The sequence below is a fragment of the Lebetimonas sp. JS032 genome, from assembly GCF_000523315.1.
Lineage (GTDB): Bacteria > Campylobacterota > Campylobacteria > Campylobacterales > Nautiliaceae > Lebetimonas.
The window spans coordinates 477,262-499,340 of record NZ_ATHS01000001.1 but is presented as its reverse complement, the minus strand read 5'-3'; the positions used below and the strand labels follow the sequence as shown (position 1 = coordinate 499,340).

The following is a 22,079-nucleotide window of genomic DNA, read 5'->3' as shown; positions in this document are numbered from 1 at the left end:
TTTTAAAAAACGGAAAATTTGAATATTTGAAAAAACCAAACAGGTTTGAAAAATGAAAAAACTGATTTTTTTAATAGGAATTGTTTTATTTGCCAAAAATATGTATATAGTCAATTTAATAGGTGAGAGAGAATACAAAAATTATGAAAAACTTTTAAACAGTATTGACACTAATTTATCCCTGAAAGACACGGTAAAAAAACTTGAAAATCTGGGGCTTGTAAATCTTTTTTTTGATAAACCGAAAATTATAAACACTGAGTTTGATTTTCAAAACAGCAATCCTGTTCTGGAAGCTAAAATTTTATATAAAACACTGAATTTAATGGGTTATTATTATTTTTACCCTTCACATATTTCCTTAATAAACGGAAATTATACTCTAAATATAGAAATGAAAACAAATCATTATATCAATCCTCTGATTTTTATAAACACTCTAAAAAATTACGGATGCAAAGTGAAAAATATAATAAAAAACAAAAATATTATATAGACTGTGAAAATGCTTATCTGCCGGCTTTTCCTTTAACAGGCGAAGAAAAAAAACTTATTAATGCAAAAGGAGAATACTGGGTAAACCCAAACGGATTTAAAAAAATAAAAATAGTTACTTCAAAATTTGACAATTGGTATCCTTATATTGTTTTTATATAATTTCATATAAAAAAACATTTAAAAGTATGGCGGTAGATATACCGGAATATACAGCGTATATAAAAATAAAAGACAACTTTTCGAAAATTAATTTTAAAAGAGGTATCTTAATTAAAGGAATAAAATGAATCATTTTGAAAGAATAGAAAGACTTCCAAATTATATTTTTGCCGTAATAAACGAGCTTAAACTCCAAGCACGCAGGGCGGGGGAAGATATTATCGATTTTTCAATGGGAAATCCCGACGGTCCTACTCCAAAACCGATTGTTGATAAACTTGTTGAAGCGGCAAGAAAGCCTAAAAATCACAGATATTCAGTCAGTAAAGGTATTTATAAATTAAGAGAAGCCGTCTGTAATTGGTATGCAAGAAGATATAATGTGACCCTTAATCCCGAAACAGAAGCTGTTGTGACAATGGGCAGCAAAGAAGGTTATGTCCATTTGACCCAGGCCGTTACAAACGTGGGGGATGTGGCCATTGTGCCCGATCCAACTTACCCAATTCATTCATATGCCTTTATGCTTGCTGGGGCAAGTGTCAGAAAAGTAAAACTTACATACAATAAAGAGTATGAATTAAATGAAGACGATTTTTTTGCCCAGTTGAAACAGGCCATGATAGAATCAGTGCCTAAACCTAAATTTTTGGTTTTAAATTTTCCACATAATCCCACAACGGTAACTGTAAATAAAGATTTTTGGCAAAAGGCGGTTGATTTTGCAAAAAGTGAAGGACTTTATATTATAAGCGACATTGCATATGCGGATATTACGTTTGACGGATATAAAACGCCGTCTGTTTTCGAGGCCAATGGAGCCAAAGAAGTTGCGGTTGAGAGTTTTACCCTCTCAAAAAGTTACAATATGGCTGGATGGAGAGTGGGCTTTATGGTAGGAAATCCTGTGCTTATAGGCGCTCTTCAAAAATATAAATCATGGATTGATTATGGAATGTTTACACCTATTCAGGTGGCTGCAACAGTGGCACTCAGGGATTATACACATTTGGTCAAAGATGTGGTTGAAACATATGAAAAAAGAAGAGAAGTCCTGATTGAAAGTTTTGCAAATGCGGGATGGGAGATAGAAAAACCGAGAGCCACAATGTTTGTTTGGGCTAAAATTCCAGAAGTTGCAAGGCATTTAGGAAGTTTAGAGTTTTCCAAAAGGCTTTTAACGGAAGCCCATATTGCGCTTAGCCCTGGAATAGGATTTGGGGCTTACGGGGACGAGTATGTAAGAATTGCTTTAATTGAAAATGAAAAAAGAATTCGACAGGCCGCTATTTAAAGGAAAGCAATGGTTAAAATCGGGATAGTGGGTCTTGGAACTGTCGGAAGCAGTGTTGTTAAGGTTTTGACATAATAACATCAAGGGCGGGGAAAGAAATAATTCCCGTAAGGGGGGAGATGTTGATATTGAACTTACCGATGATTATAAAAAAGTTACAAGAGATAAAAATATTGATATAGTTGTGGAATTAATGGGGGGAGTAGAAGAAGCTTATGAAGTGGTTAGTGATGCCTTAAAACATAATAAGGCGGTTGTCAGCGCAAACAAGGCACTTCTCGCTTATCACAGATTCGAGCTTCAGAAATTGGCTAAAACACCGTTTGAATATGAAGCGAGTGTGGCGGGCGGAATTCCTATAATTAAAGCATTAAGAGACGGACTCAGTGCAAATCATATTGATGAAATTCAGGGTATTATAAACGGTACGTGCAATTATATTTTAACCGAAATGAAAAAAGGCAGGGATTATCATGAAGTTTTAAAAGAAGCCCAGAAGCTTGGCTATGCAGAAGCCGACCCCACTTTTGACGTCGGCGGTTTTGACACTGCCCATAAACTTTTAATCCTGGCAAGTATCGCCTATAATATTGATGCAAAACCGGAAGATATTTTAATTGAGGGAATAGAAAATATAAATTTAACAGATATTGAATTTGCCAGGGAATTTGATTATGAAATAAAACTTCTCGGAATTGCCAAAAAAATAGATAACGAAGTGGAACTCAGGGTTCATCCGACACTTATTCCAAAAAATAAAATGATTGCAAAGGTTGGGGGTGTTATGAACGCCGTCAGTGTAATAGGCGATGTTGTCGGAGAAAGCGTATATTACGGTCCCGGAGCCGGAGGAAATGCAACAGCGAGTGCCGTAATCAGTGATATAATAGAAATTGTCAGAGGCCAAAACAAACCTATGCTCGGATACAAAAGACCTCTTGAAATTGAAAAATTAACTTTAAAAACTCCTGATGAAATTGAAACAAAGTATTATTTAAGAATTGCAGTAAACGATGAAATTGGAGTACTTGAGAAAATTGCGCATATTCTGGCAAAAAACGATATTTCGGTTGAAAGTTTTCTCCTTTTTGCAACCCATAAGTCTCTTGAAAAAAATATAAAAAAAGCAGTGGTCGAAATAGAAAAAGAAGAATTTGTATTAAAACCGATTAATTATATCAGAATAGAAGAATGATAAATAAACTGAGAAAAATCTTTCTTTTTTTTAACGTAAAAGACGAACTTTTAAAAGAAATTGCCTCTTTTTGCTTAATAAAAAAGTATACTAAAAATGAAATAATATTTTTTGAAGGGGAAAAAAGAAATAAATTTTTTGCAATAATAAAAGGTCATATTTTAATGTATGATTCAAATGAAAAAGGGGATGTTATACCTAAAAACCAGTTTGGCTGCGGAGATGTTTTCGGGCTTATTTCTCAGATACAAAACAGGCCTTATTGTCTTAGCGCAGTAGCTCAAAGCGAAAGTGATTTGATAGAAATAGATTTTTCAAATTTTTCAAAATATATTTCAAAACCCCCTTTCAGCGACAGAATCATAAAAATGCTCAGTAATCAGATTTTACAGGAAGTGGAATTTAATAAACTTCAAAAATATGATGCAACAAAAAGGGTTATTTTGAAAAAATATATGCTGGCAAAAGAACTCGGCATGAGCCCGGAGACTCTCAGCAGAATTTTAAGCAGGCTCAAAAATGACGGAATTATATGTTATTGTGAAAAATCAATAAAAGTAACGGATAAAGAAAAATTAAGGGATATTATAAATGGTAGCGTTTCATATACACAGTGATTATTCGCTTTTACATTCAACCATTAAAATAAAAGAGCTTGTTAAAAAAGCAAAAGAGTATGGATACAAAACGCTTGGAATAACAGAACTTGACAATATGTTCAGCGCAATTGAATTTTATGAAGAATGCAAAAAATTTGAAATAAAACCGATTATAGGAAGCGAAGTAATTATAAAAAGAGATGATGTTTTTTCAAGAATGATTCTGCTTAAAACCGGCTATGATAATTTAATGTATTTAAGCTCAATTGCCTATTTGTATTATTATAAAAAAGTTCCTTTTATCCCTTTTGAAGAACTAATTAAAAATCAGCAGGGTCTTATTACAGTTTTTCCGATGATGGAGAGTGAAATAGGTTTTCATCTGAATCTGTTTGATGAAGATAATGTTTTAAAAGGTGCCGGCGGATTGGAAAAGGCAAAGGAAATTATAAAAATTTATAAAAACAGTTTAAATGAAATCTTTTTGGAAATAAGGCGTGATTCTTTTAAAGAAAGACTTGTTGAAAATGATTTTTTAACCATTTCAAATGAATTTGATATACCTATTCTTGCAAGCAGTAATATTTTTTATCTTCAAAAAGGGGATTATATCTATAAAGACGCACTTGAATGCATAGAAAACAATAAACTCTTTGACGATTTGCACAGAAAATTCGAAGTAAGAGAAAATTATTTTCCTTCCCCTGAAGAATTTGAAAAAAAATTTGCCGATTTACCGGAGGCTATTGAAAATACGGACAGACTGTCCGAGGGTATTAATCTGGAAATTCCTCTTGGGAATCCTACACCCCCTACATTTAAATTTACAAAAGAATATGCTTCCAAAGAAGGGTTAAATTTTGAAAAAGATGTGGAATATTTTGAATATAAATGCCGTGAAGGTTTAAAAGAAAGATTGAAACAGATTCCAAAAGAGCTGCATAAAAAATATGAAGATAGGCTCGAATATGAAATTGACATTATTAAAAAAATGAAATTTCCCGGTTATATGCTGATTGTCTGGGATTTTGTAAGAGAGGCTAAAAGAAGAAAAATTCCTGTGGGCCCCGGAAGGGGAAGTGCAGCCGGAAGCCTGGTCGCATATTCGCTAAAAATAACAAATTTAGACCCCATCAGGTATCAGCTTTTGTTTGAGAGGTTTTTAAATCCCCAGAGGGTTTCAATGCCGGATATCGATATGGATTTTTGTCAGGAAAGAAGAGGGGAGATTATCGAATATGTAAGGGAAAAATACGGCAAGGTAAATGTGGCCCAGGTGGTAACTTTCGGTTCACTTCTTGCAAAAGGAGTGCTCCGTGATGTTGCAAGAATTTTCGGAATAAAATATGACGAAGCGGATAAATTTGTAAAACTGATTCCGGACCAGCTCGGTATCACGCTTGACAAATCCCTTGATATTGAACCTAAAATAAAAGATATTATTACAGAAGAGCCGTTATATAACAGATTATATTCTTTCGGAAGAAAGCTTGAAGGTTTAAAAAGAAATACGGGTATGCATGCCGCCGGAGTGGTAATCAGCGATGAAGAGCTTTGGAAAAAATCCCCTTTATACAGGCCCTCAGAAAATGATGATACGATTGTAACGCAGTATTCACTGAATTATCTTGAGCCTGTGGATTTGATTAAATTCGACTTTTTAGGATTAAAAACGTTAACGGTAATAGACAGGGCTATTAAAAATATAAAAATGAACAAAAACACAGATGTGGATATAGATAATTTAAATCTGGAAGATGAAAATATATTTAAATTAATCCAATCGGGTAAAACTCTGGGTCTGTTTCAGATAGAATCGGACGGTATGAGGGATTTGGCAAAAAGATTAAAACCTACTACATTCGAAGATATTATAGCTATGCTTGCCCTTTACCGCCCCGGACCAATGGAGAGCGGAATGCTTGATGATTATATAGAAAGAAAACACGGAAAATGATGAATTCGAAACAGCCCTAAAGCCTATTTTGGAACCTACATACGGTGTTATTGTTTATCAGGAACAGGTTATGCAGATAGTTCAGGCAATAGGCGGATTCAGTTTGGGGGAAGCGGATATCATAAGAAGGGCGATGGGAAAGAAAAAAGCGGATGTTATGGCCAAATATTCGGAAGAATTTGCAACCCGTGCAGCCCAGAGGGGTTTTTCTTATGAAAATGCCAAAAATCTGTTTAATTTAATAGAAAAATTTGCAGGTTACGGATTTAACAAATCACATTCGGCCGCTTACGCATATATTACATATCAGACTTCTTTTTTAAAAGCATATTATCCCGCAGAATTTTTTGCGGCACTTTTAACCTATGAAGCGGATAATACCGATAAAATTGCTAAATATATAGAAGAAGCCAAATCACTCAATATAGAGATTCTACCTCCTAATGTAAATAAATCAAATGCCGAGTTTACCCCTACAGGTGAAAAAATTTTATTTGGGCTCAGTGCGATAAAAGGGGTCGGCAGCAAAGCTATTGAAAGTATTACTCAAAACAGGCCGTTTAGCGATTTAAATGACTTTATTTTAAAAATCGATACAGGCAAAGTAAATAAAAAAGTGCTTGAACAGCTTGTGAAATCAGGGGCAATGGATGATTTCGGTTATTCAAGAAAAGCCCTTTTAAATGCAATTGAAGATATGTTGGAATATAAAAAAAGGGTGCAGGAGAGAAAAAATGCCATGCATCATGCAAATTCATTATTTGCTGATATGGAAGATGAGGAAATTGAAGAAAAATTGGAAATCCCAAAATTAGCCGAATTTGATATTAAAACACTTCTTGAAGGCGAATATGAAACACTTGGGTTTTATGTATCGGCACATCCTCTTGACCCTTTTAAAAAAGAAATAGAAAAGCTTGATTATAACCTTTCAAGCGATATAGAGGAAATTATAGGAAAAGAAGCGCTTTTTGTAGGTAAAATTGATACTATGAAAGTTAGAATTTCAAAAAGAGGCAATAAATTTGCAATTGCAACTTTAATGGATTTTCACGGTAAAATAGATATTATGATATTTGAAAGGGATTTAGAACATCTTGAAAAATTAAATCTTGATGAACCTTTGGCAATCAAGGCACATGTGGATAAGGTTGCCGATTATTTAAGAATTACCTGTAAAAAAATTCTTCCATTAAAAGAAGCGGAAAATGAAAAAGGTGCAAAAAAAGAACAGATATGTGTTATAGAAAAGGAAATTGGTAAAAATTATGAGGAAGATTTGATAAAAATTTATAATGAAATTATAAAAAATCCAGGAGAAAAAAGAGCTGTTTTACTTTTAAAAACTCCTTTTGGATTCAGTTTAAAAGTAAATACAAATCTAAGAACCTCAATTAATTAAATCAATTCTTTTATCTTTTCTTTAAAATTACACAAAAACATTGGAAATTCACTATCAACTTTACTTAAATCCACATATTCCCTAAAAAAAGTATCTATATCTATTCCTTTTTGCATTCCAAGAGAAAAACCTTTAAACATCTCTTTAAGTTTTGGAGAATCAATAAGTTCGATTAAATTTTCGCAGTAGCTTATCCCTTCCTCATACATTTTTTCTTTATAATATCCTACAATATTATCAAACAGTGTAACTAAAACAAATAATTCTTCTTCGTTGGAAACATCGAACTTTTCATTGTTTGCCATTTTTTGCTGATAATATAAAAAGCTTTCGTTAAAAGCTTTTTCAAATTCTTCCCGGGCTTTTTGGATATCGTTTTTGCTTAAGGCGTTTCTGAATTCAATATAATGTGTTTTTACTGACATATTTGTCCTTTTTTGAAATTTTAACATTTTATTTGCTTTTTTTTTCAAACAGTGTTATAATGTCACTGCAAATTTAATTTTAGGAAAAGAAACATGAAAACACTTTACGTAGGAAACATTAACTATCAAGCAACTGAAGAAGATTTAAAACCTTTATTCGCAGAATATGGGGAAGTAGTTTCAGTTAAGATTATTAATGACAGAGAAACAGGTAGAAGCAAAGGATTTGGATTCGTTGAAATGGAAAGCGGAGCCGACACAGCTGTAGAAGAACTTGACGGCAAAGAATTCCAAGGCAGAAGACTTAGAGTAAACGAAGCTAGACCAAGAGCTCCAAGAGGAGAATAATTTCTTCTCTTTAATACCTTAAAGAAAAAGTGTCTGTCACTATATTGGTAGCATGTAAAATCTTTTTTTATTTTTGATTAAATTTTATTTGCTTAATATCTGTTTTTGATTTTCTGAAAAATTAACAATCATAATAATATTAAAATTGATAATTATTCTGACAATTTCGCAATGGGTGAATAGTGAGTCGTGAAAAGTTATTAGTAATTTATAATTAGTAACTGTTCAATAATTGTAAAATTATTTATGGGGATTGGCATAATTATTTCTCTATGTTATATTATTTTTATATTTATATTTTTCAAAAATTTGTAAAAGAATGTTAATTTTTGGTAAAATGTTAAAAAATTAAAAGGAGAAATAATGGCATTATTTGATGAAGTAAAAGAAGTAATAGTTGAGCAGTTAAATGTAAGCCCAGAAGAAGTTAAACCGGAAGCGAGATTCGTAGAAGATTTGGGTGCTGACAGCTTAGACGTAGTTGAAATGATTATGGCTTTGGAAGAAAAATTCGAAATTGAAATTCCGGACAGCGAAGCTGAAAAAATCCAGACTGTCCAAGACGTAGTTGATTATATAGAAAAAGCTAAAAACTCTTAATTTCCCCTCTCTTTTTGAGAGTGGTAAGTAATAAATAAATTTTTTATTTATTACCTACTACTTTAAAAGGATGTCTATGAGAATAGTTGTAACTGGTATAGGAATGATAAATTCGGTTGGTTTAAACAAAAATGAGAGTTTTGATAATATAATTTCCGGAAAAACAGGTGTTGGGAGAATTACGCATTTTGACCCTGACGGTTATGCTTCTCAGGTTGCAGGGGAAGTTAAAGGATTCGATCCTAAAACCATAATGAATCCGAAAGATGTAAAAAAAGCTGACAGGTTTATTCATTTTGGACTTGCCGCTGCCAAAGAGGCCATGGCCGACAGCGGGCTTGAAAGTTATAATGAGAATAGATTCGGTGTGAGTGCGGCAAGCGGAATAGGTGGACTTCCGGTGATTGAAAAAGCGAGTGTTATTGTAGAAACGAGGGGTCCAAGAAGGATTTCCCCGTTTTTTATTCCAAGTGCACTTGTTAATATGCTTGGTGGATTTGTTTCCATTGAATATAAATTAAAAGGTCCAAATCTCGCAAATGTAACCGCTTGTGCGGCGGGAACCCATGCCATTACTCAGGCTGTTAAAACAATGAAAGCCGGAATGGCAGATAAAATGATGGTTGTTGCAGGCGAAGCCTGTATATGTCCTGTCGGGGTAGGCGGATTTTCAGCAATGAAAGCGCTTTCAACAAGAAATGATGAACCGGAAAAATCATCACGTCCGTTTGATGCACAAAGAGACGGTTTTGTAATGGGTGAAGGCGGAGCTTGTTTAATATTGGAAAAATATGAAGATGCAATTGAAAGAGGCGCTAAAATATATGCAGAAATTATGGGAATAGGGGAAAGTGCAGATGCAAATCATATCACCACTCCTGCCCCTGGGGGAGAAGGTGCATACAGAGCCATGAAAATGGCTTATGAAATGGCGGGAGAGCCAAAAGTAGATTATATCAATGCCCACGGAACTTCTACTAAATATAATGATTTATACGAAACAATGGCTATTAAAGCATTGTTTGGAGGAAAAGAAAAATGTCCTCCGGTTAGTTCAACAAAAGGCGCCACAGGCCATTGTTTAGGAGCTGCGGGAACAATAGAAGCTGTTATTACGCTTATGGCAATGGAAAAAAACATTTTACCTCCTACTGTTAATTATGAAGAACCGGATCCGGAATGTGATTTGGATTACGTACCTAACGTGGCAAGAGAAGGCGAAATTAATGTAGCTATGAGCAATTCTTTTGGATTTGGCGGAACAAACGGCGTTGTAATTTTTAAAAAGGTATAATTTGGCAAGTTTGGATTTTGGAAGAGATTAAATCTCAGATAGATATTTCAAAAATAAAAGGCGATATACATGCAGCCGAAACACTCGAGAAAGAACTTAAAAAAGAGATAGAAAACCTAACTCCATATCAAAAGCTTCAACTTGCCCGTCATCCTGACAGGCCGCATGCTGAGGATATAATAAATCTTATTATGAATGAAAAATACGAACTTCACGGAGACAGGGAATTTAGAGACGACCCGGCAATTGTATGTTATATAGGTAAAATCAGTGATGTTGAATGTGTGGTAATAGGAGAAGAAAAAGGTAGAAATACAAAAGAAAAAATAACAAGAAATTTTGGTATGCCCCATCCCGAAGGATACAGAAAGGCTCTCAGGGTCGCAAAATTAGCTGAAAAATTTAATTTACCTATACTTTTTTTAATAGATACCCCAGGGGCATTTCCGGGTATAGGGGCAGAAGAAAGAGGACAAAGCGAAGCAATTGCAAAAAATTTATTTGAACTCAGCAGAATTAAAACACCTACCGTTTCTATTGTTATAGGGGAAGGCGGAAGCGGAGGCGCACTTGCTATAGGTGTGGCAGACAAATTTGCAATGCTTAAATATTCAGTTTTCAGTGTAATATCTCCTGAAGGATGTGCAGCAATTTTGTGGGGTGACGGAAGCAAAGCAGAAACAGCTACAAAAGCACTTAAAATTTCTGCTCAGGAACTTAAAAAATTAGGTCTTGTAGATGATATTATTGATGAACCTCTTGAGGGTGCCCACAGAGATTATAAAACTACCGCTGATAACATAAAGGAATATTTTCTCAAAAACATAAAAAATTTGAAAGAACTCTCAACTGACGAATTATTACAACAAAGATTTGAAAAATATTTAAACTACGGTTCTTTTGAAACATCTGCCAAATAACAACAAAAAACAAGGATTAAAAAATGAGAAAATTAATTTTAAGTGTTTTAACTTTCGGTTGCCAATAATATTAATTTACAGATAAGCAATTCTACTGCTGCAATAGGCACAGAAAGCGGAATAATAGACAATAATATAAAAGCCAGGGCGCAGTTTATATATAACAATAATTCTAATAAACACAATTTTTTTTCGGCAGGTGTTAAAGCCGAAGGAAATTTAATAGGTATGGAATATCAAAATATCAAATTTTCTGTAATAATAGATGCAGTCCATACTAAAAGCAATACCGCAATACCTGTGGGAATAGGAATTTTTACGTATTTACCCAATGTTTCTTTGCCTGTATATGTAAAAGCAGAAGGTGAATACGCTCCAAAAATATTAAGTTTTGACGAAGCCGACAGATTTAGCAGAATAGATGCGCAAATCGGATATTTTCCAATAGATAATGCCCAAATTTTTCTTGGTTATAGAGATATAAGTTTTAATCAGAATTATAACAACTCTATTTATGGAGGAATAGGTTACAATTTTTAAGAAGATGGAATTAATCCTCCCATCTTCTTCTAAAACCGAACCCCCTTCCGTAGCCACGGCCCAATTCTCTGCCTCTGCATCCGTAACCACGTCCAAATCCGGCCCCTCTTCCGTATCCGTATCCTCTTTGCTCATCTCTTTCATCAAATGCTCTGTTTCCAAAACCTCTTCCGTAACCGTATCCTCTGCCGTATCCGAAACCTCTTCCATATCCGAAACCTCTTCCATATCCTCTTTCAAATTCTCTCATATCTTCCTCCTTAATTTGATTTAATGCGTTTTCGATATTTTTTTCATCAGTTTCATAAGGAATAATTCCCTCTCGTTCAAGATTTACTCCCATACCTTCACCAAATTCATGTGATACCAGAACATTGACTCCGGCTTCTGCCAATAGTGGAGGTATGAGCCTGCCTGTACCAAGGCCTCTTTGATGTTCTTTTGTTCCTTTTAAATTAATATGTTCTTCCTGAATTGTTTTCATAACAGGGTTTTCAATATAAGTTCTTTCTCCTATTTTTGTATCTACAATCAAGAAACCTTTACAAAGTCCAATATGACTTGCTATAGTTTCTTTATTGTTTGTTGGAAATGCTATTTTCATTTTTCACTCCTTAAAAGTTTTCTATTTCTATTGCTTTGCCTTCAAGTAAGGCAGAAGCTATTTTTTTTCTTGCATTGTTTAAAATTCTGCTGAATGTCGGTCTGGAAATTTCCATCTCTTTTGCCGCATCTTCTTGATACATTTCATTATAATCGGCAAGTCTGATGGCTTCAATTTCATCTCTGGATAAATTAATATATTCCAAATTATGTCCCGGCATTCCGCAGGGTTTAAAACAGTTATGATGAAATTTACCTCTTATTCTTCTTCTGATTTTTTTAGGCAATTTAAATCCTTTAGAACATATGTTCAATACAATTATAATACTTTTTTGAACATATGTCAAGAAAAATTATTTAGATTTGTTAATTCTTTTTAATTCTTTAGCTAAATATTTAGCCGTATAACTGACATCCTGATATTTTTCTATTATTTCTTTTATTGTTCCGGCTGCTATTACTTTTCCTCCTTTGCTTCCCCCCTCAGGTCCCATATCTATTATATAATCGGCGTTTTTTATAAAATCAAGATTATGCTCGATTACAATGACACTGTTTCCTAAATCTACCAAGTGTGATAAAACTTTCATTAAATTATCTATATCCGCAAAATGTAAACCGGTTGTGGGTTCATCCAGAATATAAAGGGTGTTTCCGGTATCTCTTCTGCTTAATTCTTTTGCCAGTTTTATTCTCTGGGCTTCTCCGCCGCTTAGTGTTGTGGCGTTTTGTCCAAGGGTTATATATCCAAGCCCCACATCTTTGAGAGTCTTTAGTTTTTGTTTGATTTTAGGAATTTTTTCAAAAAATTCATAAGCCTCATCCACACTCATTTCAAGTATATCCGCAATGGATTTCTCCCTGTATTTAATTTCAAGTGTCTGATCGTTGTATCTTTTGCCTTTGCATGCTTCACAGGTTACCATTATATCGGGTAAAAAATGCATTTCTATTTTTATCTGTCCCTCACCTTTACAAACTTCACATCTCCCTCCTTTTACATTGAAACTGAATCTGCCCGGAGTGTAACCGCGTAGCTTGGCTTCGGGAGTTAAGGAAAAAAGTGCCCTTATATCATCAAAAACACCCGTATAAGTTGCTGGATTGCTTCTTGGTGTTCTGCCTATCGGGCTTTGGTCAAGATATATGACTTTATCAAGCTGTTCGAGGCCTTTTATTTCCACTCCTTTTACTTTTTGTATCTTTTTTGCATGATTTAATATTTCTTTTGCCACAGGAAGAAGTGTCTGAAGTATAAGAGAACTTTTCCCGCTGCCGCTTACACCTGTAACACATACAAGGTTCCTTAAAGGAATTTTAGTGTTTAAATTTTTAATATTGTGTATATTGACATTTTTAATTTTTAGCCATTCATTTTGGGGGCGGTTTTTTTGATAATTTATATCTTTTTCATATCTTAAATACTGTGCTGTTAATGTATTGGTTTTTATAAGTTTGTCCGCATTTCCCGCAAAAATAACTTCTCCTCCGTTTTTTCCTGCATTTGGACCTATATCTACGATGAAATCCGCATTTAAAATTGTTTCCCTGTCATGCTCTACCACAATAACGGTGTTTCCCCTGTCTCTTAAATTTTTCAGTGTATTGATAAGTTTTAAAGTATCTCTTTCGTGAAGGCCGATGCTCGGTTCATCCAATACATACAGCACCCCGGTCAGTCCGCTTCCTATCTGGCTGGCGATTCTGATTCTCTGGCTTTCGCCACCGCTTATTGTTCTTGCATCCCTGCTCAGTGTTAAATATCCAAGCCCCACATCCACTAAAAAAAAGAGTCTTTCTTTTATCTCTTTTAAAATAGGTTCGGATATTTTTTTATCTTTGTCGGATAAATATTCAAAATTTTTTTTATTGCTGAAAAATTTATATGCTTCCTCTATCGGCATAGAAATAATCTCAGCAATTGTTTTTCCGGCTACTTTTACCGCCAGGCTTTCCGGTTTAAGTCTATATCCAAGGCATACCGGACAGGTGCTTTCGCTCATTATTTCGCTTATATCGTCTTTGTAGGTATCGAGCGCTATTTGTCTGAGTCCGGGCCATGGTTTGGAAATGGTGTGTTTTGCGTAAATAAATGTAATGTCATAAGCGGTGCCGTTTAAAATCAGTTTTTTTTGAAGCTCGTCAAGTTCGTAAAAACTTTTATTCATATCTATTCCCACTTCTTTGCAAAATGCTTTAAAAAACTCCTGGTAATATTTTTTATTAAAACCCCATATTAGAGGAATTGCACCTTTATTTAAAGGTCTATCTTTTATTACTTTTTCAATATCGAGTGAATAAACAACCCCAAGTCCGTCGCATTTCGGGCATGCACCTTTGGGGGAATTGAAAGAAAAAGAAGTAGGCTCAAGCTCTTCAAAACTGACTTTACATTTAAAACATGCCTTATGTTCGCTGTAATGAATAAAATCTTTTTCCATTCCTAATTCTTTGGCGTTAAGTATTTCTATTTCGACTTCCCCGAAACTTTTATTCAGCGCTTTTTCAACAGCTTCGGCTATTCTTGCTTTGTTTTCTTCTTTTATGATAACCCTGTCAATTACCGCTTTGATTGTATGTTTTAAGTTCAACTTCCTCATCAAGCCTGATGAGAACTCCGTCTATATAAGCCCTGATTATTCCATCATGCCTTAATTTTTCTTTAATTATTGGGGCATAAATTATAAGTTTTGCCCCTTTTGGCAGTTTTAAAATTTCGTTAATGATGTCCTGGGGAGTCATTTTAGTTATTTTTTTACCGCATATATGACAGTGCTGAATCCCTATTCTTGCATATAAAAGTCTCAGATAATCATAAATTTCCGTAACAGTTCCCACGGTTGAGCGCGGGTTTTTTGAGGTTGTCTTCTGGTCTATTGCAATAGCCGGGGTGAGCCCTTCTATTTTATCCACATCCGGTTTTCCGGCCTGTTCCAAAAACTGTCTTGCATAAGAGCTTAAACTCTCAATATATCTTCTTTGGCCCTCGGCATAGAGAGTGTCAAATGCAAGAGTTGATTTTCCGCTTCCGGAAAGACCTGTAAAAACAATGAGCTTGTTTTTAGGTATTTCTAAATTTATATTTTTTAAATTGTTTTCCCTGGCACCTATAACTTTTATTTTATCCATTAATCTCCTTTAAAATATGGTGAGTAGTGAATTGTGAGCCCGCCCGGCCGCTTGAAAAGCGGCAGGGTAGTGAGTAGTGAATTATGAATTATTAAAATTTATAAATTACTCATCTCATAACTCAAAACTCATAACTCATAATTCATAACTCATAATTTAAAATTATCCTATTTCTATACTCCATACGGCAAATAAAAATACAAACATTTCAGTGGCATACAGTTTCCATTTCGGCTGTATTTTATAAAGCTGGTCTTTTATTTCAATATATTCAGAATATGTAAGTGTAGAAAACATTCTTTTTATCACCGTGTCGAGATAATCATCCTTATCGTCTGTTTTGAGCGAAATAAATATATGCCTGTATATCATAAAAGTTTCCAATGTTGCAAGTATGATTAACGCAATGTCTATTTTGTGCAACAATGCCATTTCTATAATTATAATTTCAAATATATAAAAAATAATTATATATCCCAAAAAAGGATTATGGTTTTTTAGATAATAAAGTGCAAAAAGTTTATCGGATGCACTTTTTATTTTAAAGCTTTCCAAAATATAAATTCTAAAAACAATAAGTAAAAAAACTATAATTTCCGCTACTAATTTAATATCCATTAAAATCCTTAAAAATAAAGTTTGTATATCATAGAAACAAATACCCCTATATACCAGATTAAGAGTAATTTTTTATGATGTTTGGGATGAAGTTTGTGATATAATTTTATACCAAAAAAAGTACCGATTAAGCTTGCAATACCTATTGAAAATCCGACTTTATAATCAATATGGCCGGCAAGGGACTGTGAAATAAATCCCGAAACGGAAGAAAATACCACAAAAAAGAGACTAAGACTTACTGTTGTTTTTAATTTGTATTTTAAAAAACCTACAAGTATCGGGGTTATTAAAATAGCCCCTCCTACTCCGACGCTTATTGCTATCGTTCCAACAAATATTCCGATAAAAAAAAGCTTTTTGTTGTCTATCGGAGGCTCGTGCTGAGGCTCTTCGACGGTTATAAAAAACCTGATTATTGCAATAAAAACAAGCATTAAAAAAATTATACCCAAAATTTCTTTGGGCGTATATTTTACTATAATTCCGCTGAGCATTGCCCCGAGCGCACCGCCTAATCCAAGGGAAATACCGTTTTTTATTTTAAGAAGCCCTTTTTTGTAATTAAGATAGCTTCCAAAAATAGAGCTCATCATCATCTGTATAACACTGATTCCTATTGCTTCTTTTAATTCAAATCCCAAAAATAAAAGAGCGGGCACCAAAATAGTCCCTCCACCAATTCCAAAAAATCCGCTTGCAAAGCCTGTAAATATTCCTATTAGGATAGCACTTATCAAAATCAGCCTTTTTTTGATAAAATTATATCCAAAAGGGAAAGATATGATTGAAATTATAAAAGAAGCCGTAAAAAACTATTTAAATTCGCTAAACACTGAATTTGATGAATGTGGCGGAGAGAAAATAAACGGATTTGTCAGTAAAATAGAAATTGACGGGCATAAAAAAGCCGATATTTATATAGTTGTGCCTGCCGAAAAGCTTGATATGGTTTCTTTATACTGGTTCGGAGATAAAAATTACGACCCGAAAGATTTAACTAATGAAATTGCAAATCTGATAGTGGGAAATGCCAAAATTATTGCCGGAAAGAAAAAAATAAATTTTAATATATCTACCCCTGAGTTTCTAGGAAAATTTAATAAAAATATTGAATATGACGATGTGTTGGCGTTTAAATACAAAACGGTATGTTTTTATATTCTGTTTAAGGAAAAATAATGCAAAATCCAAATGAAGAGAGAATTTATGAATTAATTCCGGATTACGGCCATTTATTGGATACCGAGGTTTTGTTTGAAAGTGATTTGGGAAGAGTGGAAATGAGTTTAAGGGAAATATTAAACCTTCAAAAAGGGAGTGTAATAGATTTAAACAAACCCGCCGGGGAAAGTGCAGAAGTTTATATAAACGGCAGGATAATAGGAAAAGGCGAAGTAATGGTTTATGAAAAAAATCTTGCCATAAGAATAAACGAGGTTTTGGATGCGAATTCTTTGGTATATTATCTGACAAAGGAAAAATAGTGAAAAAAATAATTATTTTATTTTTGGCGTGTTTAATTTACGGGGCAAATCTGATTGACGTTAATTTTTTTGAAAACAAAAATATGCTGGATATTCTTTTTTCTCTCGATTCCAAATTCGACGGTAAAATTATAAAACTTGCACAAAACAAATTTTTAATAAAAAATATAAAAACCGATAATGCAGTAGAAAAAAATTTTAATAATTTTTTTGTAAAATCTGTTATTATAACTCCGGTAAAAAATTCTGTTGAAGTGGAAATAGCTTCAAAAAAAAAGTATAATGTAAATGTGGCGCTTACGCCGGACGGTTACGGAATAAGGTTTAGAATTCAATCTTTAAAACCTCTTCAGACAAATCTGCCCACCATGCCAAAAGAAAATTTTTCTTTTACGAGGTATATTATTGTAGTTACAATTTTAATAATTTTGGCTATAATCCTGCTTTATTTAAAAAAAAGAGGATTTTCGTCAAAATTACCGGCTTTAAAAAATGATATGAAAGTTCTTTCACAAAAATTTATTGATGCCAAAAACAAAGTTGTTTTGTTTGAATATCAGAATAAAAAATATTTAATGCTTATCGGAAACACCAATATACTTTTGGATGTTTTTGAGAAAAATTTTAAAGCCCCGAAAAATGAGGCTGAATTTGATGAAATGTTAAAACTGAACAACAAAATAAATGATATAGAAAAATATATAAAAACTGCAGACAATATAAAGGAGTTAGATGAAACAATTTGATTGTGTAGTTGTCGGTGGAGGCCATGCGGGAATAGAAGCTGCCGCAGCTGCGGCGAAAATGGGTAAAAGAACCCTTCTTTTAAGTATGCTTGTAGAGCAGATTGGAGCTCCGAGCTGTAATCCGGCAATTGGAGGACTTGCAAAAGGGCATCTTGTTAAAGAAATAGACGCACTTGGGGGGCTTATGCCCCTTGCCACCGACAATGCCGGAATTCAGTTTAGAATTTTAAATGAAAACAGAGGCCCCGCTGTCAGGGGAAGCAGAGCCCAAATTGATATGGACAGATACAGAATTTGGATGAGAACCGCCCTGCTTAATACCCCCAATCTTGAAATAGCCCAGGAAATTGTGGATGAAATAATAGTAAAAAACGGAAAAGTCGTAGGCGTTAAAACAAATTTATTAAATGTTTATAAGACAAAAACACTGATTTTAACCACCGGAACGTTTATGAGGGGGATAATGCATTTCGGCCCTGTAAAACTCGAAGGAGGCAGATTTCATGAACTTCCTGCAAAAAAAATATCAAAATCACTTGAAAATCTGGGTTTTAAACTGGAAAGGTTAAAAACAGGTACTACTGCAAGAATTGATGCAAGAAGTATCGATTTTTCTAAAATGGAACTGCAAGAAGGTGATGAAAATCCAAAACCGTTTTCATTCAGAACAGACAAAAAAACATTTAATCCTAAGCAGCTCCCATGTTACATAACATATACAAATGAAACAACACACGATATTATTAAAAGCAATTTCTACAGAGCTCCTCTTTTTACCGGCCAGATTGAAGGAATAGGGCCTAGATACTGCCCCAGTATTGAGGATAAACTGAATAAATTTCCGGATAAAGAACGACACCATGTATTTATAGAACCTCAGACAAGAGAAGCGACAGAATATTATTTAAACGGTCTTTCAACTTCGCTTCCTATGGATGTGCAGGATGCGTTTATCCATTCAATTTCGGGACTTGAAAATGCAAAAATAGTAAGATACGGCTATGCCATAGAGTATGACTTTATTCAGCCTACAAACCTTAAGCATTCCTTGGAAACAAAAGAGATTGAAGGACTGTTTTTTGCAGGACAGATTAACGGAACCACCGGTTATGAAGAGGCGGCGGCACAGGGGGTGATGGCCGGAATTAACGCTGCGCTTAAAGTTGAAGGGAAAGAACCGATAATTTTCAGAAGAGATGAGGCATATATAGGAGTATTGATAGACGATTTGGTTACAAAAGGAACAAATGAACCTTACAGAATGTTTACAAGCAGAAGTGAATACAGACTCTTACTAAGAGAAGATAATGCGATGCTAAGACTTGCAGATTATGGGTATGAGCTTGGTCTTCTTGAGCTGAAAACATATGAGAAGGTATTAAAACTAAGAGAAGAAATAAAAAAAGGCCTAAAAATATTAAATGAAACATTCGTGACTCCAAACAAAGGAATAAATACAAAACTTGAAGAACTTGGAGAAGAGAAAATACAAAACAAAATGGAAATAAGAAAAATAGTCGCAAGACATACGTTTACAAAAGAGAAACTTCTTAAAATGTTTCCTGAGTTCGCTTTTTTAAGTGATGAAGCGCTTGAGCAGATTTTGATTCAGGCAAGATATCACCATTATATTGAAAGGCAAAAAGCACAGATTGATAAAATGAAAGAAATGTTAAAAGTTAAAATTCCGGAAGATTTTGAATATAAAGGGATTCCCGGTCTAAGCAGGGAAATAGTTGAAAAACTTGAAAAACACAGACCCGTCACTCTTTTTCAGGCAAGCGAAATAAGCGGGGTTACACCTGCCGCTATCGATATAATACATATGTATATCAATATGAGGAAAAAAAAATGAATTATATTTATGTTTATACGGCTGATGGAAAAAAATTTGAAAGAATTGATAAAGCCGCTTTAATAGCTAATAATTTGGATAAATTTGTTTTTGGTGTAAATGATATTGAAGCAATAGCTTATTTAAAAGAAAAATATAATTTTAAAGCTATGAATATAGATGCTGTTATTGATATTTTAAATGTCTGCGGCGCAGATGATAATATATATTTGTGTACGCCTGAGGATAAAACTGTAATTAAGGCAAATTTTAAAAATGTTAAGGAGTTTTGTAATGAATAATAATGAAAAACCGTTTAATTTCTGGCTCTTTATGGGCGGAATTTTTATAGCGCTTTTGGTTTTAACATCTATTGTAATCGGTGTTCCCTATCTTCTTTCAAAATAATAGAAAATTTACTTCCTTTTTTCTTTTCGCTTTGGATTTTTAATTTAAAATTGTGCATATTGATAATTTTTTTTGTTATATAAAGTCCCAGCCCCAGGGAATTGTCCCAGTCGTTTTTTGCAATTCTGTAAAATTTCTGTGTTATTAAATCTATTTTGTCTTTTTCTATGCCTACTCCTTTGTCTGTTATTTCTAAAAAATTTTCATTTAAATCTATAATAACTTTCTCTTTTGAATATTTCAGGGCGTTTGAAATAAGGTTTGAAACGGCGATATCTATCAGATTTTTATCTGCTTTTATTATTACAGGCTTTAAATTTAAAACCAGCCTTTCTTCATCAAACGATTTTATCAGCTCTTTTATTGAATTGTCTAATTTTACTTCTTTAAAATTTGGTTTTAATTTCTGATTTTCTATTTTTGTAACTAAATATAACCTGTCTATTAAATTTGTAAGTCTTAGTGAGTTTTTATGTATTTTTTCGAGAAATTTTTGATTTGTGTTTACATCAAGTCTGTTATTTAAGATAGTTTCGATATAACCGTTGATTATTGATATGGGATTTTTAAATTCATGGGAAATTGCTGAAATGATATCGTCTTTAAATTCATTTTGAATTTTTAGTTTTTTATTTTCGAGTTTTATTTTTTTAAGCTGTTTTTTTAATTTTTCTATCTCTTTTTTTTCGTTTTTACAAACAAATTTTTTAATTTTTACTTTTAAATTTCTCATTATACATTATCCATTTTATATTATTTTAATGTGTATCCGATTCCTCTTTTTGACTCTATTAAATCAATTTTATGGTTTAATCTGTTAATGGAGACATTTACGCTTTTTTCATTTATTTCTAAAAGTTCAGCTATTTCATCTTTGGAAATTACTCTTTTTGGATTTTCAAAAAATATTTTTAACAGTTTAAATTCTGATTTTGTTAAATCGACTGTTTCATTATCTATCAGTAAATTTTTATTTATTAAATCAAGTTTGTAATTTTTATATGATAAGAAATTGCTCTTTTTATTGTGTCTTTTTAAAACGGCTTTAATTCTTGCAATCAGTTCTTTTATGGAAAACGGTTTTTTAATATAGTCATCCGCACCCTTTTCAAAGCCCTCCAATACATCTTCTTCAGCTGTTTTTGCGGTTAAAAAAATAACGGGAATATTGAAACCCTCGTCTTTTAAATTTTTAACAAATTCGCTTCCTTCAATATCCGGCAAATTTCTGTCCACTATTAAAAGGTCAGGATTTTCCTCTATAATAAAATCTCTTACTTTTTTTGTATTTAAAAATCCTACTGCATCAAATCCAGCTTTTATTAAATTAAATTCCAGTAAATCAAGTAAATCCTCTTCATCTTCTATTAGGGCAATTTTTATCAAAAATCCATTCCTTCTTTTGCAAAAAGCAGATATTTTGTAATTGTTTTTACGCTGTCTGTAATTCTTTCAAGTCTTTTTGCAACATTCATAATTTTTAAAATTTCATCTATATTTTCTTTTGATTTTATCTCTTTAAACAGTTCTTTGTATATTTCATCGGCAATTTTTTCCTGGGAAATAATTGTTGAATATGCATCTTCAATAGTATCCCCCTTTATGGCAAGTTTAAGCGTTTCAAGCGATGTTATGGCACTTTGGTGAAGTGCGTCAATTTTTTCGTTTTTAAAATCGTATTTTTTAATAAAATATTTGATTGAGCGTTTTATTTTGTTTAAAAAAGGGGTGATTTTAAGTATTGCTATCGCTTCTCGTAAAAATTCACCCTGCGGATGGAGAAGGGCAATGAATTTTATAACTTCGTCATCAAGGTCTTTCAGGTCAATAAGGAAAAAATCATCTTTTATCTCTTTTTCTTTAAGTGTGGTGCTTAAAATTTCAACTGTTTTTTCAAATAATTTTTCTATTTTATTTAGTTCTTTTTCAAATTTTGAAAGCATTTTAAATCCTTTGTTATATATTTATGTATAATTATATAATAATGTAAAAAAAATTTTGTTATCAAAATGTTATTTTATTT

26 protein-coding genes and 1 pseudogene are annotated in these 22,079 nt (G+C 33.1%); 18 read left to right on the top strand and 9 right to left on the bottom strand.

Features of this window, described 5'->3' with window-relative positions:
- Nucleotides 1-52: 52 nt before the first annotated feature.
- The 7 genes from DZ65_RS0102675 (at nt 53) to DZ65_RS11265 (ending at nt 7,104) form a co-directional block, all read left to right on the top strand.
- Nucleotides 53-496, top strand: a complete 444-nt coding sequence (locus DZ65_RS0102675) for a hypothetical protein (protein WP_024787138.1) — start codon at nt 53-55, stop codon at nt 494-496.
- A complete protein-coding gene (locus DZ65_RS0102670; protein WP_024787137.1) occupies nt 454-657 on the top strand; it encodes a hypothetical protein in 204 nt (67 codons plus the stop codon). The genes DZ65_RS0102675 and DZ65_RS0102670 overlap by 43 nt, the downstream gene beginning before the upstream one ends.
- 124 nt (nt 658-781) lie before the next feature.
- The gene (locus DZ65_RS09760) at nt 782-1,951 is read left to right on the top strand and encodes an LL-diaminopimelate aminotransferase (RefSeq protein WP_035907035.1); all 1,170 of its coding nucleotides are present in this window, start codon (nt 782-784) and stop codon (nt 1,949-1,951) included.
- A gap of 79 nt (nt 1,952-2,030) precedes the next feature.
- The gene (locus DZ65_RS09755) at nt 2,031-3,146 is read left to right on the top strand and encodes a homoserine dehydrogenase (protein ID WP_328286461.1); all 1,116 of its coding nucleotides are present in this window, start codon (nt 2,031-2,033) and stop codon (nt 3,144-3,146) included.
- Nucleotides 3,143-3,763 (top strand): Crp/Fnr family transcriptional regulator, encoded by a 621-nt coding sequence (locus DZ65_RS0102655; protein ID WP_024791154.1) that lies wholly within the window; start codon nt 3,143-3,145, stop codon nt 3,761-3,763. The genes DZ65_RS09755 and DZ65_RS0102655 overlap by 4 nt, the downstream gene beginning before the upstream one ends.
- A complete protein-coding gene (gene dnaE, locus DZ65_RS11270; RefSeq protein ID WP_255327416.1) occupies nt 3,738-5,702 on the top strand; it encodes a DNA polymerase III subunit alpha in 1,965 nt (654 codons plus the stop codon). The genes DZ65_RS0102655 and dnaE overlap by 26 nt, the downstream gene beginning before the upstream one ends.
- A 28-nt stretch (nt 5,703-5,730) precedes the next feature.
- Complete coding sequence (locus DZ65_RS11265) at nt 5,731-7,104, top strand: hypothetical protein (protein ID WP_255327415.1); 1,374 nt, start codon at nt 5,731-5,733, stop codon at nt 7,102-7,104.
- On the opposite strand, the gene DZ65_RS0102645 is transcribed toward DZ65_RS11265, so the two are convergent.
- Entirely contained in the window at nt 7,101-7,529 is a 429-nt protein-coding gene (locus DZ65_RS0102645; RefSeq protein ID WP_024787135.1) for a hypothetical protein, read from the bottom strand. The two genes, DZ65_RS11265 and DZ65_RS0102645, sit on opposite strands and share 4 nt — an antisense overlap.
- A 93-nt stretch (nt 7,530-7,622) precedes the next feature.
- On the opposite strand from DZ65_RS0102645, the gene DZ65_RS0102640 reads away from it, so the two are divergent.
- From DZ65_RS0102640 to DZ65_RS10310, 5 genes are all read left to right on the top strand, one after another.
- Nucleotides 7,623-7,877 carry an RNA-binding protein gene (locus DZ65_RS0102640; RefSeq protein WP_024787134.1) on the top strand — a complete coding sequence of 85 codons (255 nt, stop codon included), beginning with the start codon at nt 7,623-7,625 and terminating at the stop codon, nt 7,875-7,877.
- Between the two features lie 363 nt (nt 7,878-8,240).
- Nucleotides 8,241-8,477, top strand: coding sequence for an acyl carrier protein (acpP, locus tag DZ65_RS0102635; protein WP_024787133.1), 237 nt, complete (start codon nt 8,241-8,243; stop codon nt 8,475-8,477).
- A 76-nt stretch (nt 8,478-8,553) separates the two neighbouring features.
- Nucleotides 8,554-9,771 (top strand): beta-ketoacyl-ACP synthase II, encoded by a 1,218-nt coding sequence (locus DZ65_RS0102630; protein WP_024787132.1) that lies wholly within the window; start codon nt 8,554-8,556, stop codon nt 9,769-9,771.
- A gap of 17 nt (nt 9,772-9,788) precedes the next feature.
- Nucleotides 9,789-10,691 (top strand): acetyl-CoA carboxylase carboxyl transferase subunit alpha, encoded by a 903-nt coding sequence (gene accA / locus DZ65_RS0102625; RefSeq protein WP_024787131.1) that lies wholly within the window; start codon nt 9,789-9,791, stop codon nt 10,689-10,691.
- 228 nt (nt 10,692-10,919) lie between these two features.
- A complete protein-coding gene (locus DZ65_RS10310; RefSeq protein ID WP_051428458.1) occupies nt 10,920-11,231 on the top strand; it encodes a YfaZ family outer membrane protein in 312 nt (103 codons plus the stop codon).
- Nucleotides 11,232-11,241: 10 nt separating this feature from the next.
- Here the strand turns inward: DZ65_RS10310 and DZ65_RS0102615 are convergent, their stop codons facing one another.
- From DZ65_RS0102615 to DZ65_RS0102595, 5 genes and pseudogenes are all read right to left on the bottom strand, one after another.
- Entirely contained in the window at nt 11,242-11,835 is a 594-nt protein-coding gene (locus DZ65_RS0102615) for a NifB/NifX family molybdenum-iron cluster-binding protein (protein ID WP_024791153.1), read from the bottom strand.
- Between the two features lie 10 nt (nt 11,836-11,845).
- On the bottom strand, nt 11,846-12,121 hold the full coding sequence (locus tag DZ65_RS0102610; protein WP_024787129.1) for a DUF134 domain-containing protein: 276 nt from the start codon (nt 12,119-12,121) through the stop codon (nt 11,846-11,848).
- A gap of 66 nt (nt 12,122-12,187) precedes the next feature.
- Nucleotides 12,188-14,963 (bottom strand): annotated as a pseudogene (uvrA, locus tag DZ65_RS09740) (excinuclease ABC subunit UvrA).
- A 162-nt stretch (nt 14,964-15,125) separates the two neighbouring features.
- Entirely contained in the window at nt 15,126-15,581 is a 456-nt protein-coding gene (locus DZ65_RS0102600) for a hypothetical protein (protein WP_024791152.1), read from the bottom strand.
- 8 nt (nt 15,582-15,589) lie between these two features.
- On the bottom strand, nt 15,590-16,321 hold the full coding sequence (locus tag DZ65_RS0102595; protein WP_024791151.1) for a sulfite exporter TauE/SafE family protein: 732 nt from the start codon (nt 16,319-16,321) through the stop codon (nt 15,590-15,592).
- A 43-nt stretch (nt 16,322-16,364) separates the two neighbouring features.
- Here DZ65_RS0102595 and DZ65_RS0102590 point away from each other — a divergent pair, with 43 nt between their 5' ends.
- The 6 genes from DZ65_RS0102590 to DZ65_RS0102565 are packed head-to-tail and all read left to right on the top strand — an operon-like array spanning nt 16,365 to nt 20,056.
- On the top strand, nt 16,365-16,763 hold the full coding sequence (locus DZ65_RS0102590) for a hypothetical protein (protein ID WP_024791150.1): 399 nt from the start codon (nt 16,365-16,367) through the stop codon (nt 16,761-16,763).
- A complete protein-coding gene (gene fliN, locus DZ65_RS0102585) occupies nt 16,763-17,068 on the top strand; it encodes a flagellar motor switch protein FliN (protein ID WP_024787125.1) in 306 nt (101 codons plus the stop codon). Before DZ65_RS0102590 ends, fliN begins: the two co-directional genes overlap by 1 nt.
- Nucleotides 17,068-17,814 (top strand): flagellar biosynthetic protein FliO, encoded by a 747-nt coding sequence (locus tag DZ65_RS0102580; protein WP_024791149.1) that lies wholly within the window; start codon nt 17,068-17,070, stop codon nt 17,812-17,814. The genes fliN and DZ65_RS0102580 overlap by 1 nt, the downstream gene beginning before the upstream one ends.
- Nucleotides 17,801-19,669, top strand: coding sequence for a tRNA uridine-5-carboxymethylaminomethyl(34) synthesis enzyme MnmG (gene mnmG / locus DZ65_RS0102575; RefSeq protein ID WP_024791148.1), 1,869 nt, complete (start codon nt 17,801-17,803; stop codon nt 19,667-19,669). The genes DZ65_RS0102580 and mnmG overlap by 14 nt, the downstream gene beginning before the upstream one ends.
- Nucleotides 19,666-19,950, top strand: coding sequence for a hypothetical protein (locus DZ65_RS0102570; protein WP_024791147.1), 285 nt, complete (start codon nt 19,666-19,668; stop codon nt 19,948-19,950). The genes mnmG and DZ65_RS0102570 overlap by 4 nt, the downstream gene beginning before the upstream one ends.
- Nucleotides 19,943-20,056: a hypothetical protein gene (locus DZ65_RS0102565; protein ID WP_024791146.1), complete on the top strand. Its 114-nt coding sequence runs from the start codon at nt 19,943-19,945 to the stop codon at nt 20,054-20,056. The genes DZ65_RS0102570 and DZ65_RS0102565 overlap by 8 nt, the downstream gene beginning before the upstream one ends.
- Here DZ65_RS0102565 and DZ65_RS0102560 read toward each other — a convergent pair.
- Genes DZ65_RS0102560 through DZ65_RS0102550 form a run of 3 tightly spaced genes read right to left on the bottom strand, consistent with a single transcriptional unit; the run spans nt 20,019 to nt 21,999 of the window.
- Nucleotides 20,019-20,789 carry a sensor histidine kinase KdpD gene (locus DZ65_RS0102560; RefSeq protein WP_024791145.1) on the bottom strand — a complete coding sequence of 257 codons (771 nt, stop codon included), beginning with the start codon at nt 20,787-20,789 and terminating at the stop codon, nt 20,019-20,021. The genes DZ65_RS0102565 and DZ65_RS0102560 overlap by 38 nt on opposite strands.
- A 20-nt stretch (nt 20,790-20,809) precedes the next feature.
- Nucleotides 20,810-21,442 carry a response regulator transcription factor gene (locus DZ65_RS0102555; protein WP_024787119.1) on the bottom strand — a complete coding sequence of 211 codons (633 nt, stop codon included), beginning with the start codon at nt 21,440-21,442 and terminating at the stop codon, nt 20,810-20,812.
- A complete protein-coding gene (locus DZ65_RS0102550) occupies nt 21,439-21,999 on the bottom strand; it encodes a PhoU domain-containing protein (RefSeq protein ID WP_024787118.1) in 561 nt (186 codons plus the stop codon). The genes DZ65_RS0102555 and DZ65_RS0102550 overlap by 4 nt, the downstream gene beginning before the upstream one ends.
- Nucleotides 22,000-22,079: the final 80 nt, after the last annotated feature.

Coding starts and splice junctions, on each gene's coding strand:
- DZ65_RS0102600 (WP_024791152.1), bottom strand. CDS start 15,581: ATGGATATTAAATTAGTAGCGGAAATTATAGTTTTTTTACTTATTGTT.
- dnaE (WP_255327416.1), top strand. CDS start 3,738: ATGGTAGCGTTTCATATACACAGTGATTATTCGCTTTTACATTCAACC.
- DZ65_RS0102645 (WP_024787135.1), bottom strand. CDS start 7,529: ATGTCAGTAAAAACACATTATATTGAATTCAGAAACGCCTTAAGCAAA.
- fliN (WP_024787125.1), top strand. CDS start 16,763: ATGCAAAATCCAAATGAAGAGAGAATTTATGAATTAATTCCGGATTAC.
- DZ65_RS0102550 (WP_024787118.1), bottom strand. CDS start 21,999: ATGCTTTCAAAATTTGAAAAAGAACTAAATAAAATAGAAAAATTATTT.
- DZ65_RS0102590 (WP_024791150.1), top strand. CDS start 16,365: ATGATTGAAATTATAAAAGAAGCCGTAAAAAACTATTTAAATTCGCTA.
- DZ65_RS0102630 (WP_024787132.1), top strand. CDS start 8,554: ATGAGAATAGTTGTAACTGGTATAGGAATGATAAATTCGGTTGGTTTA.
- DZ65_RS0102670 (WP_024787137.1), top strand. CDS start 454: ATGCAAAGTGAAAAATATAATAAAAAACAAAAATATTATATAGACTGT.
- DZ65_RS0102570 (WP_024791147.1), top strand. CDS start 19,666: ATGAATTATATTTATGTTTATACGGCTGATGGAAAAAAATTTGAAAGA.
- DZ65_RS10310 (WP_051428458.1), top strand. CDS start 10,920: ATGGAATATCAAAATATCAAATTTTCTGTAATAATAGATGCAGTCCAT.
- DZ65_RS09760 (WP_035907035.1), top strand. CDS start 782: ATGAATCATTTTGAAAGAATAGAAAGACTTCCAAATTATATTTTTGCC.
- DZ65_RS0102655 (WP_024791154.1), top strand. CDS start 3,143: ATGATAAATAAACTGAGAAAAATCTTTCTTTTTTTTAACGTAAAAGAC.
- mnmG (WP_024791148.1), top strand. CDS start 17,801: ATGAAACAATTTGATTGTGTAGTTGTCGGTGGAGGCCATGCGGGAATA.
- DZ65_RS0102615 (WP_024791153.1), bottom strand. CDS start 11,835: ATGAAAATAGCATTTCCAACAAACAATAAAGAAACTATAGCAAGTCAT.
- DZ65_RS0102675 (WP_024787138.1), top strand. CDS start 53: ATGAAAAAACTGATTTTTTTAATAGGAATTGTTTTATTTGCCAAAAAT.
- DZ65_RS0102640 (WP_024787134.1), top strand. CDS start 7,623: ATGAAAACACTTTACGTAGGAAACATTAACTATCAAGCAACTGAAGAA.
- acpP (WP_024787133.1), top strand. CDS start 8,241: ATGGCATTATTTGATGAAGTAAAAGAAGTAATAGTTGAGCAGTTAAAT.
- DZ65_RS0102560 (WP_024791145.1), bottom strand. CDS start 20,789: ATGAGAAATTTAAAAGTAAAAATTAAAAAATTTGTTTGTAAAAACGAA.
- DZ65_RS0102565 (WP_024791146.1), top strand. CDS start 19,943: ATGAATAATAATGAAAAACCGTTTAATTTCTGGCTCTTTATGGGCGGA.